Source organism: Bradyrhizobium sp. S3.7.6 (assembly GCF_054061875.1).
The window spans coordinates 1,204,543-1,221,149 of the sequence record NZ_JBSSEQ010000001.1; the positions used below are offsets into that span (position 1 = coordinate 1,204,543).

10 protein-coding genes and 1 pseudogene are annotated in these 16,607 nt (G+C 64.7%); 4 read left to right on the top strand and 7 right to left on the bottom strand.

Features of this window, described 5'->3' with window-relative positions:
- Positions 1 to 54 precede the first annotated feature (54 nt).
- Positions 55 to 570, top strand: a complete 516-nt coding sequence (locus ACVJ5M_RS05755) for a Spy/CpxP family protein refolding chaperone (RefSeq protein WP_354095960.1) — start codon at positions 55 to 57, stop codon at positions 568 to 570.
- A 218-nt stretch (positions 571 to 788) separates the two neighbouring features.
- Here the strand turns inward: ACVJ5M_RS05755 and ACVJ5M_RS05760 are convergent, their stop codons facing one another.
- Entirely contained in the window at positions 789 to 1,058 is a 270-nt protein-coding gene (locus tag ACVJ5M_RS05760) for a hypothetical protein (RefSeq protein ID WP_283017917.1), read from the bottom strand.
- 176 nt (positions 1,059 to 1,234) lie between these two features.
- On the opposite strand from ACVJ5M_RS05760, the gene ACVJ5M_RS05765 reads away from it, so the two are divergent.
- Complete coding sequence (locus tag ACVJ5M_RS05765) at positions 1,235 to 1,534, top strand: hypothetical protein (protein ID WP_354095961.1); 300 nt, start codon at positions 1,235 to 1,237, stop codon at positions 1,532 to 1,534.
- A 2,251-nt stretch (positions 1,535 to 3,785) separates the two neighbouring features.
- Here the strand turns inward: ACVJ5M_RS05765 and ACVJ5M_RS05770 are convergent.
- The 3 genes from ACVJ5M_RS05770 to ACVJ5M_RS05780 form a co-directional block, all read right to left on the bottom strand.
- Complete coding sequence (locus ACVJ5M_RS05770; RefSeq protein WP_283017920.1) at positions 3,786 to 4,178, bottom strand: hypothetical protein; 393 nt, start codon at positions 4,176 to 4,178, stop codon at positions 3,786 to 3,788.
- A 282-nt stretch (positions 4,179 to 4,460) separates the two neighbouring features.
- Positions 4,461 to 7,124, bottom strand: a complete 2,664-nt coding sequence (locus ACVJ5M_RS05775; protein WP_283017921.1) for a bifunctional diguanylate cyclase/phosphodiesterase — start codon at positions 7,122 to 7,124, stop codon at positions 4,461 to 4,463.
- Between the two features lie 158 nt (positions 7,125 to 7,282).
- Positions 7,283 to 7,978, bottom strand: a complete 696-nt coding sequence (locus ACVJ5M_RS05780; protein WP_231143775.1) for a hypothetical protein — start codon at positions 7,976 to 7,978, stop codon at positions 7,283 to 7,285.
- A gap of 187 nt (positions 7,979 to 8,165) precedes the next feature.
- On the opposite strand from ACVJ5M_RS05780, the gene ACVJ5M_RS05785 reads away from it, so the two are divergent.
- Together ACVJ5M_RS05785 and ACVJ5M_RS05790 are read left to right on the top strand one after the other, a co-directional pair.
- Positions 8,166 to 9,191, top strand: coding sequence for a LysM peptidoglycan-binding domain-containing protein (locus tag ACVJ5M_RS05785; RefSeq protein ID WP_063980490.1), 1,026 nt, complete (start codon positions 8,166 to 8,168; stop codon positions 9,189 to 9,191).
- A gap of 142 nt (positions 9,192 to 9,333) precedes the next feature.
- A complete protein-coding gene (locus ACVJ5M_RS05790) occupies positions 9,334 to 10,602 on the top strand; it encodes a Spy/CpxP family protein refolding chaperone (protein ID WP_063986002.1) in 1,269 nt (422 codons plus the stop codon).
- On the opposite strand, the gene ACVJ5M_RS05795 is transcribed toward ACVJ5M_RS05790, so the two are convergent.
- The 3 genes and pseudogenes from ACVJ5M_RS05795 to ACVJ5M_RS05805 form a co-directional block, all read right to left on the bottom strand.
- Entirely contained in the window at positions 10,603 to 11,469 is an 867-nt protein-coding gene (locus tag ACVJ5M_RS05795) for a hypothetical protein (RefSeq protein ID WP_063986003.1), read from the bottom strand.
- A 210-nt stretch (positions 11,470 to 11,679) separates the two neighbouring features.
- Positions 11,680 to 14,128, bottom strand: a pseudogene (locus ACVJ5M_RS05800) (adenylate/guanylate cyclase domain-containing protein).
- Between the two features lie 247 nt (positions 14,129 to 14,375).
- Positions 14,376 to 16,418 carry an AsmA family protein gene (locus ACVJ5M_RS05805; protein ID WP_231143776.1) on the bottom strand — a complete coding sequence of 681 codons (2,043 nt, stop codon included), beginning with the start codon at positions 16,416 to 16,418 and terminating at the stop codon, positions 14,376 to 14,378.
- Positions 16,419 to 16,607 lie beyond the last annotated feature (189 nt).

The following is a 16,607-nucleotide window of genomic DNA, read 5'->3' on the forward strand; positions in this document are numbered from 1 at the left end:
CTGCCGACCATTGTCTGCGCGGTGCCTGGGGGCCGCTCACCTTGGAGGTTCCCGATGATGAAAGCAGTAGTGATCGGAACAGCTGCGCTCCTTCTTGCCGCACCGTCGATTGCCAACGCGCAATCTCCGTCCCCTGCGACGCCAGAACGGCTGAACACAGTGGACCGGAGTACACTGATGGACATGCGGATCGATCTGACCAAGGCCGCGTTGCAGCTTACACCTGACCAGGAAAAACTCTGGCCGCCTGTCGAGAGCGCCATTCGTGCCAGGGCGGAAGATCGGAAGGCCCGTGTTGCAAAAATCTCGGAAACAGTGGGTAGACGGGCCGACCAAAATGCCGTCGAAACCATGCGCAATCGTGACCCCATCGCCTTCTTGCAACGACGCTCGGAGGCATTGGCTCAACGATCAGCCGATTTGGATAAACTCGCCGAGGCGTGGCAGCCACTCTACAAGACCCTCAGTCCCGAACAGAGGCAGCGCATGGGAGCCCTCGCGGTCCTTGTCCTTCACGATATGAGTGATGTCGTGGAACGACGTCGTGCGCAGGCCGAGGACGAGGACTGAAGCAGGGTGTTGATTCATACCGGCCGCGTGATGGTCTGAACCTGCGCGGCAAACTAACTTTAAGCCTGGGCGATGTCCCCTTTGGTAGGGCCGACATCCCCAGGCAGCATGCGCGACCAACGACCGCCGCTGCGATTCCGTTTCCCAAGATCACAAGGTGACTAGGGCCGCAACCAGCCACCTGTTGGGGACCGCGACATCGAAGCTGAGGTCCAGACTCAACGACACACGTAGGAACCATTCACCAGTACGCGCACACAGGCTGTACCGGCGGCCGCCGCGCCGACCGCAGCCCCCCCTACGACTGCCCGTCGCGTCTGTCTGCGCGCAACGCCTGCGACGCTCATCGGCGTCGCCGGTCGTCCGACCCTGGCTTCTGCGCCTTGTACAAGCGACAGGCCGTCGCTCTCCGACCAATTAATCGTGCCAAATCCACACGCCAGCCCGATTGCTACGAATGCGAGCTGCATTCCGCCAATCCGCTTCATCATGAGCCTCCTTGTGGTCAGTGTGTACCTTGCCTGTCGATACTTCCCCGATGGCGAACGCGTCGCTTGATCCACGTCAATGGCGAGGAGCTATCTTGGACGAGGTTGCTATTCGGAACTTTGGCAAAAGCTGCATAGTGCACGATACAATCCCGAGCCTTCGTGCTCTCGGAGCTATGCTGCGCTATCGACGCAGCGAAGCCTTCTCCGAGGCGGGTGCGTTCTCGACAGAAGGCGGAGAAACGGCGCATGCCGCCCGAGATTTGAGAGCGCCTGCCATGCTCGAAGGTCTGATCTATCTAGTCATCAACGTCGTTGTCGTCGGTCTCGTGATCTGGCTATTGCGCTTCCTGATCGAGTTGAACCCCCTTGGCGGGCCGTTGCGACGAGTCGCAAACGTCGCGGTGGTGGTGATGGGTGTCCTGATAATCGTCATGTTGCTCATGAACTTCGTGGGCAAGCATCTCATGGCTTAACGCTCGCATGGCCTTCGGCTCTGCCGGTGCGATACATCGTCTTAATGGCTTTCCCCGGCAGAATGCTGTGCGAGCCGTTTGCGCGCCTAGTCGGGACAGGCGGCATTAGTGGGGCCTCCTTCCTGATCGTCAGCCAGCCAGGACTGGATGCGGGACGCCGGAATGAGTTGCTTGGGAGAATGCGGATTGATGGTGCCAGCCAACAGCACCAAGCCGTCCTCAAGCTTTGAGCGAGCGAACGCCTTGGCCTCGGCCTCGGTTGCAAACGTCCTCGTTTCATGGGGACTTCGCGGTTTCGGAAGCAGGCCACTTCTGCGAACTTCAAAGGTCACGTACCAAATTGCCGTCACCTCCTTTCTAATTACAGTGGAGTGACGATGCCGTCGCCATCTCAGCCCTTCGCGAGCCTCAAGGGCGGGCTCGAAGCCTGCAGATGCCAGGCATGACTGGCTTACAGCATCGCCTCTCCATCAAGACCGATCGTTGTTTTGAGAACAGCCTTGACGCCGTGCCGATCGTCCTCAGGCGGATGCAAACTGCTCTTCATCCAACCCATGACGATTGGGGACGTGAGCGGATCAAGAGAACACTCCTTTGACGAACGAGATCGCTGGTCCGCCGTGAGCCACGCGCGCACACTGGTGCGCGGACGCTCACCCCGCAGAGAACACAATTGTCGCCATCCCCGGACAAGCATGATTGACCTTGTACCGCTCTGGAGCGCTCCAAGCTGACCTACGGGTGCACACTTGCTCCTGAGGTCGGCCGCTGATTTGGAGCTTGAAATTGCCGCTCGCACCATTGTCCGAAAGGGAAGCAGCGGTAACAGGCGATGCCTGCGTAGCTTCGCAAGTGTTAGCTCTCCCGACGCGAAGCAGGCGCGGGGAAGTACGTTTTCTCGCGATTGAACTGCGCGAGGCCGATCAGATGCTAGCTCGATGGTGGTTCACTGGTACAGCGCGCAAACGCCTGCATTCCATCGTACGCATCTGCGGACGTCCCGGCGGGTCTGGCGGATTGTGGTTCTGGCTACGCACACGCCGTTGACCATCGTCCTACCCGGCCCGCAGCCGGCAGCGACTTGCGTGATGAGATCGTCCGACTGAATCGGCGCGCGTGGCATTGCCTGCGTCGATGACGCGATGGCCAACGCAAAACCTGCAACAGCAAATAGCCTGATCATCGTCACTCTCCTTTTGAAATCACGCAAAGCAAGGTTGGTGCCCTTCGAAGGCAACATCAATCCGCATGCAGGACCAGGAAGAGTTTTATCTGGAGGCGGCCGTTTGGACCGCCTCCTGGTCGCTGCGTGTTTCCTTGCTGGCCGACGTACATGGTTCCGTCGCCGCCCTTGATCAGTGTGCCGGGCGTGCAACAAATTCCGTTGCTTTGCGCACAATCACTTGTTAGCGCGACCCTTTAGATCAGGATGCCATAACGTCGCTGATACCCTGACGGGCCGAAGTCCTTGTCCGCTTCACCGGCCTTCGTCTGTGTTTTACGGACAGCGGAACGGCAAGCCGTTGGCGCCTGTGACCAAAGTCCCCGATGTGCAGGCCATGCCGGCGGGCGTTATGTACCAGCCACTGCTGTCGCCGGCTGTGGACGCAGGATAGTAGGCATTAGCTCCCAAGGCTCCACCACCGTAGGAAGGCCCACCTCTGGCGGGACTCACGCCCGTAACTCCATAGTTGTCGACACCTGTGTCGTAAGGGCTGCCTCCCCATCCCCAGTTGGGGGATGTGGCCGCCACTGCAGCGGCTGTGCCTACGGCGGCCGCGCCGGCGACGCCGGCGCCGACCACCCCGGCACCATACCCGTACGCAGCCCGCCGATTTTGCCGGCGAGCAACACCTGCAACGCTCATTGGGGTCAGCGGTCGACCGACCCGTGCTTGGGCACTCTCCATCGACAAGGAGACGCCGTGTTGTTCAGACCAGCTAAACGAGAACAGTGCCGCGCATGCGACAGTTGAGCCCGCAATTGCAAGTTTTGTTAGAAGCATCTGTCTCATGAACTTGCTCCATTACTGGCTTGCCCCATGCTGAAAAGATGCTGCCTCACCGTCGGGTCGGCATTGCGCTAGATCAAAGTTGGACGAGGGAGCTTGCGAGCCTCGGATGAGGCAGAGACTCTGACGCTACCAACGACTTTTCTTCGATGGTGCGCGAGCCCGTGACGGCAAGAACGCACAGCGTTTTCGAATTGAAAGAGGCGGCGCTCGCGCCGCCTCTCGTTGCAGTCCGCGTGCTTACTGGCAGACGTACATGATTCCGTCACCGCCCTTGATCAATGTGCCGGGCGTGCAACCAATGCCGTTGAGCCTCGCATAGCTATCCCAACCGTCGTAGCAGGTATAGGAAGCACGGCCAAAGACTCCAACCGTCGTGCCGTACCCGGTCCCGCCGCCGGCCCCACACCAGGGGCCGCCAGCATAGTAGGTTCGCACTGCGTACCAGGGCAGACCGGTTTGATCGGGTATGTAGTGACTGTAGGGATACGGGCTGACATAGAGTCGCCTCGCCTGGGCACTCTCAACTGAGAGCGAAATCCCGCGCTGCTCAGACCAGTCAACGGTGAACAGTGCTGCAAAGGCGATAGTCGAAGTTGCAATTGCAAAAGTTCTGAAAGCTGTCTGCTTCATCGTTTTGCTCCTATACTGTCGTCCCCTTTGCATAAGAAGCCTGTCGGTTGACGCCGACATGACGAGGATCAATTTGGTCTGCCTCGTGACTGAACCTTAAATTGCGTCTTGAAGGATTTGTGCACGCAATCGTGCGCAAGGGGCAGCCGAGAGATGTTGATGCGCCGCGCTCTCTGGTGTGTTTGCTCGGTGTTACGTCGAGGCTGAGGTGGGTTGGCGGATCGCTTCAGGCACGACAGGGTTTGTTGCGAAATCGTGCCGCACCCGAACAATATCGCCGATCTAAGCCGCCACCGCCTGCGCCGACAACAGCTGCCTCAGCTTCGCCGCCGGCACGGCGGGGCTGAACAGCCAGCCCTGCATCTGGCTGCATCCGAGCTGCCGCAGCACCTCGCGCTGGGCTTCGGTCTCGACGCCTTCGGCCGTCGTCGCCATGTGGCGGGCGGCCGCCATGTGCACCACCGCCTGCACGATCGGAGAGGAATCCTCGGACTGGCCGATGTCGCTGATGAAGCTGCGGTCGATCTTGATCTTGTCGAACGGGAAGCGGTGCAGATAGCTCAGCGACGAATAGCCGGTGCCGAAATCGTCGAGCGCGATGCGTACGCCGAGCTCGCGCAGTTGCTGGAGGATCGTCAGCGCCTCCTCGTCGTCGCGGATGAGCACGGTCTCGGTGACCTCGAGCTCGAGCCGTCCGGGCGCAAGTCCTGACTCCGCGAGCGCGGCTGCAACCTTGAGCGCCAGCGTCCTGGCGCGGAACTGCACTGGCGAGACGTTGACCGCGATGTGGATATCGCCGGGCCAGCTCGCGGCCTCGGTGCAGGCCTGCTTCAGCACCCATTCGCCGATCTCGCCGATCAGTCCGGTCTCTTCCGCGACCGGAATGAAATCGACGGGCGAGATCATGCCGCGCTCGGGATGGCGCCAGCGCAGCAGCGCCTCGCAGCCGTTGACCACATTGGCCGCGAGATCGACCAGCGGCTGGTAATGCACCTCGAACTCGCCGCGGGCGAGGGCCTGGCGCAGGTCGAGCTCGAGCTGGCGGCGCAGCCGCGCCTTGGCGTCGTATTCGGGCACGAAGAGGCGGAAGGTGCGGCGGCCCTCGGACTTCGCGGCATACATCGCGAGATCGGCGCGCTTGAGCAGATCGTCGAGATTGTCGCCGTGATCGGGCGCGATCGCGATGCCGATGCTGGCATCGGTCGGGATCTCCTGGCCCTTGCAGTCCACGGGCGTACGCAGCGCTTTCAGGATATTTTCCGCCAGCGCCGTCAGCTCGGTCCGGTCGCTGGTGCCGGCCTTGACGATGGCGAATTCGTCACCGCCCAGGCGCGCAACGAGGTCGTTGCCGCTGACGCAGGCGCGCAGGCGGTTGGCGACCTGGCGGAGCAGCTCGTCGCCGACCTCGTGGCCGAGCGAATCGTTAACGCCCTTGAATTCGTCGACGTCGATGTAGAGGATCGCGAACGGCTGGCCCTGGGCAAGCTCCGCGATGCGGCGCTCCAGATGGCCGCGCATCAGCACGCGGTTGGGCAAGTCGGTCAGCGCGTCGTAATGCGCCATATGCGCGATGCGCTCGTCGGCGCGGATGCGTTCGGTGACGTCGTCGTGGGTCGCGAGCCAGCCGCCGGCGGCGCCGGGCTGGTTCTTGATCTCGATCAGGCGGCCGTCCGCGGTCTCGACGACGGCGCTCTGGGTTCGCCCGGTATTGCTCAGAATGTCGTCGCAATAGGACGCGACGTCACCGTGGAACGATCCGGTGTCATAGCGATGCTGGATCACGTCGCGGAAATAGGCACCGGGCTTCACCACGTCGGCCGACAGTCCGTACATCTCGATGTAGCGCCGGTTGCAGACGATCAGGCGCTCGTCCTGGTCGAACATCAACAGGCCTTGCGTCATGGTGTTCATCGCGGTGTCGAGCTGCTGCTTCTCCGCGGCGAGCCTGCGCGTCATCTGGCGGAAGATCAGGAACAGCGTGAGCACGAGCAGGCCGATCGACAGCACGGCGACGGCGACGAAGAATTTTGTCTGCGTCCGCCAGGTGGCCAGCGTCGCGTCCAGCGATTTGGTCGCGACCACGACCAGCGGCTCACCGGTCAGGAGGCGCGCGGCGACGATGCGGTCCTTGCCGTCGATCGGGCTGGCGAGCTGCGTCGTGACGAAGGTGCGCTCGAACACCGCCATCTGCTCGCGCGTGCCGTTGCGAAAATTCTGTCCGATCATCGTGTCGACATGCGGAACGCGCGCGAGCAGCTGGCCATTCTGGTGGTGCATCGCGATCGAGGATTCCTCGCCGAGCCCGGCCGAGGCGAAGAAGGATTCGAGCTGCTCCGGCGAAATGGCCCGCGACACCATGCCGAGGAATTCGCCGTGGGGACCGGAGACACGCCGCGCGAACACGATCGCAGCTCCGTTGCCGAGCCGGCCGGGCACGACCTCGATCTCTTCCTGCGAGGCCGGATCGTTCCTGAGGCGATTGAAGTAGCCGCGGTCGGCGACCGAAATATCGGCGACCGGCCAGCGCCGCGACGAGTTGATCAGCACGCCGTTGGAATCGAACACGTTGGCGCCGGCGACGTCGGACCAGCCGCTGGCCTTTGCGCGCAGCACCTCGTGCATGGCCAGCGTGGCCATCTCGCTGCGGAAGAGATCGGCGGATGCGATGCCGTGACTTTCAAGCTCGGCGATGACGCTCTTCTGGAGCACCGCAAAGTCGGCGAATTCGCGGTCGAAATGCCGGGCGAGCATGCGCACGGAGTTTTCCAGGCTGTCGCGGCCGCTCTCGATTGCATTTTGCCGGAAACGATCGACGGTGAGCGCGGTGCCGATGGCCATCGCGACCATCAGCACGAAGCCGCCGGCGATCAGCCACGTCAGCGGCGCGCCCTGCCAACGGCGGAGCAACGCGCGCATGCGCGTGGTCCATCGGATTGATGTGCCCATCCAGCCCTCCCGTGGGATGCAAGATGCAGCAAAACCGACAAGAGCCCGTTACCAGTAAGGGTTAGGAAAACATGAATCGGAACGGAATCAGAGGGTTGATTTCCCTCGATCGGCGGGAGCTCCGCTGGCTGGATTTACGGTGACGCGATTCCGGGGGATCACCGGCGGATTTCCCACCTCAAGGCTTCCGCATTCTTCTTGGCGAACGTCTCGGGCACGTCGAACTTTCCGGTCTCGAGATCATAGCGGCAATGCCAGCCGCCCAGTCCCTTCATGGCGACGTTCTTGGGATGATTGTCATATTCGCCCGACAGCGAGATCACGAGGTAGCGGTTGTTGGGCCAGTCCATGCCGAGCGAGCGATAGGCCTCTTCCGTACCCTCCATGAGATTGGCCGAGATGTGGAAGTCGAGCTTGGCGAACCTCTTCGTCTCCGGCCGGCCGTAGAAATAGGCCCAGGCGAGATCGCTGAGCGGCTTCTTCGTCGCGCTCGCGAAGGCGCCCTTCTCGACATGGTAGAGATAGAGGTCCTGCTCGCCCGAGCCGGTCTTCTGCATCCGCACCAGCCATTGCGAGTCGCCGGTGAAGCGGAAGCCGGCCCCGTAGCCCTGCTCGGGCTTCAGCTCCGTCATCTGCTCGCCGCGGCGAGCCCAGACCTGCCATTTGACGTCCCAATCCCCGCCGTCCTTCATGTACTGCTCGATCCTGGTGGCGCCATCGGGCGAGGTGAAGGCGAGGCCGGCATTGTTGGTGAGGATGTAGTCCGGCGGCGGGCCGGATGCGGCGAGCGCCGGAGAGGCGGCCAGTGTCAAGACAAGCGCCAGCCATGGTGCAGGACGGCAAAATGCGGTCACGGAAAAAAATCCTCAAGAAATGACCGCGATGCGGCCTCGGTGATTTGACGCCGTCGGTGCCCCGCCGGTTCATGCCGGGCGTGCCGGAACGAAAGGTGCATCATCCCAATGATCGACTTGCTGACGCAGCCAAATCGGCGCAATTTGCCGGCTTCGGTTGATTTGCGATCCAAGGGTTCATTGTCTGATGATCACCGCTTCCAAGGCCTTCATTGCATTCTGCCTGCTCGCGGTGGGCGGCACCCTGCTGGTGATCGGTCCCACCGAGCTGCGCCGCCTGCTGCCGGGCGGCGCGCAGACCGAGATCGCCGTCGCCGCCAAGCCGGAGGCAACGCCCGAAGCCAAGGCCGAGACCAAGCCAGAGCCGAAGCCGGACGAGCCAAAGCTCGCCGCCGCCGCGCCGCCTGCACCATCGGCGCCCCCAGCCTCCGCGCCGAAGGTCGATGCGCTGGCCGAGACGCAGAAGCAGGCCATGGCGCTGGCCGATCTCGTGCCGGCCAAGCCGCCGGCGGCCACGACCGATGCCGGCCCGCGGTTCGACGTCGCGCGCGTCGACGATCACGGCGAGGCGGCGGTGATCGCGGGTCGGGCCGCGCCGGGTGCACAGGTCGAGCTGCTGCGCGACGGCAAGCCGCTCGATACGGTTGTCGCCGATGCCTCGGGCCAGTTCGTGATGACCCCGCCGCAGCTTCCCGCCGGCTCCTATGAGCTGACCCTGCGGGCGAAAGCGCCTGACGGTACCGTGACGCAGTCGGGCCGCAGCATGCCGGTGACCATCGCCGAAGCCGCGCCGCCGCCCGCGCGCCCGGCACCGGCCGCGAAGCTGGAGCTGAAGCAGGCCGAGAAGTCCGACGACAAGTCTGATGTCGTGGCATCCCTGCCGTCGGCATCGGCGCGCCAGGCATCGGCGCATGACAGGCCCACGGTTCAGCCGAGATTTATCGGTGCACCGAAACCCAGGGTGATGGCGCGAGCGCCCGCGGCCACGACCGTTGCATCGGCGTCGCCGGCGGACGCCATCAGCGGCGCACCGGCCGAAGCAGGCGGCAACCGGGTCATCTCCCGCGGCGACAGCCTGTGGGCGCTCAGCAGGCTCGCTTACGGTGACGGCGCCCGCTACGCGGTGATCTACAACGCCAACCGGGGCAAGATCCACAACCCCAACCTGATCTATCCCGGCCAGACTTTTGTGGTGCCGCGGAAGGCGGAGTGAGACCGCATCGGCAACGCCGGTGCGCGTTGCGACGCTTTGCCCTCCGTCTCTCCGGAACATTCGGTTCCCCAGCGCGTCATTGTGATGCGTCGTAGTGCGCGCTTGCCGCTGGGAGGAGGCCAAGGTGGTCAGGTCCGCTTTCATGTCCGGACGCATGGGACTGGCGCTGGCGGGCGCTACTCTTGTGATTGCGGCAGTGCTGCTGCCGAATAAGGCCGAGGCACAGTTCGGATTGCGCGGTGGTCCGCTCGGTGTCGCGCGCTTTGCCGTCGGCCACGTGATCGGCATGACTCGCCTGCGCCATGCGCGCATGGCGGTACGGGGCGGCCGATACCGCTCCGCCGCGCTGAGGTCGCAGGATCCTCGCGGCGCCGAACGCGGCCAGCCGGCCAACCCCTACATCCTGCGTGCGGCGCTTACGGCGCAAGCTGCGCTGTCGGGCTGGCACGGTGGCCGTCGCCCGCAGGGCTGGTGGCGCCACCCCGATGGCAGCTATGGCTGGGCGGGCCCGGTGTTCTGGCCGTTCGCGCATGACGACCTCACCACCGCGATCATCCTGGGCGATACGACCAGCCTCTCGCTCTATGGCTATGGCGACATCTACGCCGCGATCTTCGCGCCCTATGCGGCCACGGAGTTCGCCGCCTACACAGCGCCGCAAGGCAGGCGCGCGCGAAAGGTCCCTTCGGTCGAGGCCGTTTGCGATGCCAGCGACACCGGCGGCCTGCCGGTCGACCGTATCGTCGCCCTGGTGCAGCCGAACGAATTGCAGCGCACAGCGCTCGATGAGCTCGCGACCGCCTGGGTCGCTGCGCGCGACACCATTCGCACGGCCTGCCTGACGCAGGTCCCCGCGACCGCCGCGGAGCGCCTCGGCCTGATGCAGACGCGCCTCGCGGCCATGATCAAGGCGACGGACGCAATCGCGCCGCCGCTCGCAAAATTCGTCGATCTCCTCGATGCCGGCCAGAAGGCAAAGCTCGACGCGCTGGCCAACGAGCGCCGTGCCGCGCTTGCGGCCGGCCAGCGCAAGGATGCGCAGACGCCAGCCGCGTGCGAGGCCGGCTACGATCCCCGCTATGATGTGCAGGCGCAGCGGCAATACGAGCAGCTCGTGCAGCAGCAATGGCCCGCCGGCGAGATCGCGTCCACGCTGAGGCTCGACGACACCGCTCGCGCCCGGCTTGAGGTGCTCCAGGACACTACGCTGCGCACCATGGAGACGCTCAGCGCCTGCCCGACCCATGCGGCCGCAACGCCGCAGGCCCGCCTCACGGCCGTGAAGGCGCGGCTGGAGACGATGCTGCAGGCAGTGAAGGGCGTCGGCGACGCGCTCGACGATTTCGAGGCAGACTTGAGCGACGAGCAGAAGGTCGGCTTCGAGGCGATCGGGCCGAAGCGCGGGGCGTGATCAGCCGCACGCCCAGTCGAACTTCATGTCCTTGAAGTCGAGCTGCGCGTTGCCGCCGCCGAAATTGTAGCCGCCGAAATATTCCTCGAACTCGATGTAGAACGGGCTCATCTCCGGCACCGCCTGGCACGGCCGCATGGTGCCGCCGAGATGGTTGTGCGCGTGATCCTTGCCCCAGTCATGCAGGCGGAAATTGTCGCGGCTCGGCACGCCGCCGACATAGTAATAGTAGGGCTGATAACCAGTCGGCGGGTTTTGTCGGGTGTGCTCGTCCTGCGGGCCCTTGCCGGCATTGGGATCGGTCGCGCGTGGCACAAGCGCGATCGCGCGGGTCTCGCTGAGATCGGCGCGCAGCTGCGCGGCAAACATCTTTTTTGCGTAAGGCGCGGCGGCCTCGAAGAAGGCACTGGCGCCGCCGACGTCGAGCCAGCGCGGCCGATCGGCTGTCGCAAGCGGAAGCGGTGCCGGCGGCGCCGCGAATGCGCCCTCATATTCGGCCTTGGTCAGCAGCAACGCTGCATATTCGTAGTCGAGAATATCGGTCATGCGCGAAAGCCGCGGATGCGCTGGTCGCGCCGCCACGGCCTCGCGAATCTCGGGATCATCGGGCGCACCGCCGTCATTGTGGTCGGGCGCGGTGGCGAAGAACGAGACCGCAACGATGTCCTCGCCATGCACGCGATAGTCTTCCGGCAGCTTCAAGGTGAAGCCGTGCATCAGCGGAAAGCCGGTGACGAGATCGAGCGGCCATTGCTCGCTGCTGATGCCCGGCGGCAGGCCATAGACCCAACCGTGATCGCGCGCACGATCAGCGGGACGGTCCAGCATCTGCAAATCATACGCGCGCGAAGGCAAGGCAAACGCCACGATCGTCTCCATCCGAAATCGAGCCTCGACCCCGAGGCGATCGTTAGTCGCAGGGAGGAGGGATGTGGTTCGTGGGAGGGTGTGGGAGATGATACCATTCCGCCGGTGTTTTGCCCGACGTGTCAAACCACTCCCGCACCCGCGTAAGTCATTGATCTTGCGGACCCCGTCTACTGTGCATGGGGTTGTTTTCGACTTTTTTGTTGTTGGCTACCCTCTCCGCCGCGCTGCGGACGCATCCACCACGTTCTCCACCTGCTCGCGCCAGGACAAAATCTCCATCGCCAGCACCGGGTGATTGAACCCCTTGAGCACGAGGTCGTCGAGCGCGCGGGCTTCGACCCAGGGCTCGACGATGCCGTAGACGCGGCGGCTGACCACAATCTGGTTGGCCTTGGCTTCGTCGCAGAGACGCGAGGCGAGGTTGGTGACGCTGCCGATCGCGGCATATTCCAGCCGCTGCTCGAAGCCGACCTGGCCGAGCGTGGCATAGCCGAGCGCGATGCCGATGCCGAAGCCGAGCGTGTGCCCGCGGTTGCGCCACTTCTCGGTCAGCGGGCCGATCGTGTCGCGCATCTCCACCGCCATCTGGACCGCGCGCCGCGTGTGGTCCTCGAACTGGATCGGCGCGTTGAACAGGATCATCACGCCATCGCCGGCATATTTGTCGAGCGTGCCCTCGTATTTGAAGATCAGCTTGCCGAGCGCTGCGTGATATTCGCGCAGCACGTTCATCGCCTCTTCCGGCTCGGTCGCCTCGGTGAAGGCGGTGAAGCCGCGCAAATCGCAGAACAGCACGGTGACCTCGCGGCGATGGCTGTCGAGCAGCGAGTCATGACCATCCGACGAAGCGATGAGCTGGGCGACCTGCGGCGCGAGAAATCGTTCGAGCCGTTTGATGCGGCTGATCTCGCCGAGCTGCTTCTCGACGCGCTCTTCCAGTGAGCGGTTCCAGTTGCGAAGCTGCTCGGTCTGCTCCTGGAGCTTGGCCGCCTGCTGCTGCACGGTGTTATGTGCCGCGGCGAGCTCGCGGCCCTTGTGATCGACCTCGGTGAACAGCCGCGCGTTGCGCATCGCCAGCACGGCCTGGTTGGCAAAGGTGCGCATCAGGCCGGTGAGGCTTCCGCCGAACTCGCCGCCGGCCCGGCGCAGCACCACCAGCGAGCCGAGCGTGCCCTGCTGGTCCACCAGCGGCACCACCAGCACCGAGTGGAAGCCGGCATCGACCGCGACGTCGCGCAGCGGCTGCTCGGAGGCCCGGTCGAGATCGGCGATCGCGATCGGCTCGCCGCTATCGGCGGCATCGCTCAGGATGTTGGCGCCCTGCTGGATCGTGACATGCGCGCCGTCGGCCGATTTGTCGATGCCGTTGGATTCGATCAGGTTGAAGCGGCGAGTCTCGGCATCGAAGCCATAGATCAGCACCGCATCGGCATGGGTGATCTCGATCGCGCGCGCCGCGATGGTCGGCAGCACGGCGTTGAGATCGAGCGAGGAGGCGACCGCACGGCCGACCTCTTCCAGCGCCTTGAGCTCGTTGATCGACTGCGCGAGATCGCGGGTGCGCTCCTCGACCTTGGTCTCCAGGTCCGAATAGGTTTCCTGGAGCTGGCCGGCCATGCGGTTGAACTGGCCGGCGAGGTCTTCCAGCTCGTCGGAGGTGTGGACGTCGATGCGGTGGCTGAAATCGCCTTCGCCGAGCTTGTGCGCGCCGTCGCGCAGCGCCGTGATCGGGATGATCATGCGGCGGGCGAGCAGCGTGCCGGCGAGGATCGCGACCATCAGGCCCATGCCGATCAAGAGCGCGATGCGCACGAGCTGGTCGCGGATCGGCATCAACGCCTGCGTGGTCGGCTGCTCGAACATCACGTTCCAGCCGAGCTTCGGTACGGTGCTCGCGGCGCTCATCACCGCATGGCCGTTGAAGTCGGTGCCCGAGGTGTCCGGCTCGCGGCCGGGCGCAATCGCCGCCGCCACCTGCGGCAGCTTCGACAGGTCCTTGCCGACATCGGGCCCTTTCGACGACGTCGCCAGCACGCGGCCGCGCGGATCGACCACATAGGCGAACGCGGCCTTGCCGACCTGGGCGTCGGACAGGAAGTCGGAGAGGAAGCTGAGGTCGATCTCGGCCACGGTGACGCCGGCATTGAAACCGGAATGCGCCAGCGAGATCGACATCATCGGCGTCCGGTCGGAGAACCAGGCCGGCGCGTAGCTGACGCCGCGGGCAACCGTGTCGGTGAAGCGCATGTCGCGGGAGAGGTCGGCATTGCCGCCGGTCGTGGTCGACTGGCGCGAGACGCGCAGCACCTCGCGTCCCTCGCCGTTGAGCTGGAACAGCTGATTGACGACCGAGACCTGGTGCAGGGAGCGATGCGTAGTCGGCGCGGCGCTTCTCGAGCGTGTCCTGGCTTGCCCGCGTCACCCAGCTGATCTGGCGCTCGAGCTCGGAGATCGACTGCTCGATCCGCCGGGCGGCTCCTTGCGCCTTGTCGTCGAGCCCGTCGGTCAGCTGGGTCTTGGTGGCGCGATAGGAGATCCAGGTCTCCATCGCGCCGTTGACGGCGAGGACAAACACGACGAGGCCGACGAGGGAGACGACGTATTTGGCGAACAGGCCCTCGCGCAGAAACCGTGTCTTGTCTTTCGCTCCCGCCATCCAGATCCTCTCGCGCCGTCATCGACGCCGACGCTACGGGCCGTACCGGTCCAGGCGCCCTTCTACCACAATTCGGGCCAGCGGGCCGTCCAGCGACCTGTGGACCGGCCGGCGTGGTTACCGCTGTCGAGGCCGGGGCTCGGCCGAAGGGGTCGTGAATTGTCGCGGCCTCATCCCTTTGGATGAAGCGGCGGACGGGGAGGCCGATGTAGGGATTGGCGTGGAGTCCAGTGCGTTGGTCGGCCAATCATCGATTAAAGAGCTGTCGCAGCACGTCGTTCATCGGCTGGCTGTCCTGCTGCACCACCGCCGGGTCGTCCTGGGCCGGGGGCGCGGGAGAGGCCTGCGGAGCGGGGGTGGACGGTGTCGCCGGCAGGCCGCGGCTGCGGCCGGTGCCAGTGCTGGTCCCCGCACCGCTGGAGAGCCCCTGCTGGATCAAATTGCCGATCGCCTCGCCCAGCGGGCCGCCGAGCGGGTTGTTCTGTCCCGGCTGCTGGGTTTGCGGATTGGCATTGCCGGCCGCGTTGCCGCCGCCCGGCGCTGCGGCGCCGCCCAACCCGAGGCTGCCCAGGAGATTGCCGAGCCCTGCGCCATCAGGGCCGAACAGGCCCTTGCCCATCTCGCGCAGCTTGGCATAGGCGGCATCCGGATTGTCCAGCATGCCGGCCATGTCAGGGTAGATCCGCGGCTGCGACCAGCTGCCCTGGATCATCACGGGAATGCCGAAGCCGACCGGCTCCGACGTGCGGCCCTGGCCTTCGGTCGTCATCACGAGCTTCGGCTCGACGCGAAAACCCATCATCTTGGTGTCGAGGGCGATGGTGCCGGCGCCGGTCACGCGCACCAGCGGTCCGATCAGATTGAGATCGGTCGTCACCGCCTGCCCCTTGTCGATGCGGAAGGACGCCGAGAGCTGCGACAGATCCGTGCTCTGGGCCTCACTGTCCTGCCAGCCCGACAGCGTGCCCGACGTCAGCGAGCGGATCATCTGCGCGATATTGATGCCGCGGATGGCGCCGTCCTGGAAATTGACGAAGGCCGTGCCCTGCATGTTCGCCATCAGCGCGCGCTGGCTGGTGCCGGCGCTGCGCAGCGCGAGCTTGGCTTGCAGCTTGCCGTCGATCCGGTCGAACTCGGCAAGGCCCTGGAGCAGCGGCAGTGCGCGCACGCCGACGAGATCGGAATGCATGGCAAAGCTCGGTGCGCCGCTTGTGGCATCCAGGATCACCTCGCCCGAGACCTGGCCGTCATAGGCGCCGAGATTGGCGGTGCCGGCCTTCAGCACGCCGCCGGCGAGCTTCGCATCGAGCGCCAGCGGCGCGAGGCGCGCATCGCCGATCACGGCCTCGTTCGCGGAGATCCTGATTTGTGCGTCGACATAATTGAGCCCGGACACGTCGATCGGTGCATTGCTCCAGGGCTGTCCCGACGTGCCCTCCGGCGATTTCGCCACCGGAATCGCGAGCCGCTGGAAGTCGAGATCGACCTTGACCAGGGGCTTGCTCGCAATATCGACCGAGGCCCAGCCGTTGAAGGCGCCGTCGCCGAGCCTGCCGTTCACGCCGTTGATCATCACGACATCGCCGCTCAGCCGCATCTCGGCATGACCGGTGAGCTGGGACTTCAGCACATCAGGCATGTCGATGGCGAAATCCACCGGAATGGTCGGCCGGTCGGCCGGCGGCGCCGGCGTCGACGCCTTGATGTCGAACTTGGTCGGGTGATCGCCGACCCGCGCGGTGCCGGCGATGTCGACCTTGCGGTCGCGGCCAACGACGGCGTCGGCGTTGATGGCGCTGATGCGGCCCTCGACACGGTCGCGCACGCGCGCGAACGCGACTTCGCCGTCGACGACCTTGACGCGGTCGATGGTCGCACCACCGGTGTCGAGCGCCAGCGGCTTCGACGCGGTGCCGGCATTCGGCAGTCGCTCACGCAGCAGCGGCTGGTGGAGCACGGGATGGGTGACGACGAGTTCGCTGATCTTCGGGCTGCCCGACCATACGCTCGAGAGCGACATGTCGGCCTGCACGCTGTCGACCGTCAGGCGCGTGATGCCGCTGCGGTCCTTCGGGTCCTGAAGCGTGAGATCGTTGAGTGTGACGTTCAGCGTCGGCCACAGGCTGATCTTCGTGGTGCCGTCGATGGACAGGCGGTAGCCGGTCGCGCTCTCGACCCGCGAGGCAATCGTCGTGGTCAGGAATCCCGAGGGAATCCCGATCACGAGGAGAAGCCCGATCACGATGATGACGGCGGCTATCGCCGCGCCGGCGAATTTCACTGCTCTCATGTCGACTTTCCAACGACGGACAATCGGCGGCGAATCCCGCAGATGACCGTCCTATGCATCCGTCCTTTGCGCCTGAGTTTATCCCCGGACGGGAAGCGGCTCCAAGCACGTAAAAATAGTCAGGGGGTGCTGCAAAGTTATGTGACTTATGACACACTTCCCCGGCGCGGTATTACGCGATCCTGATTT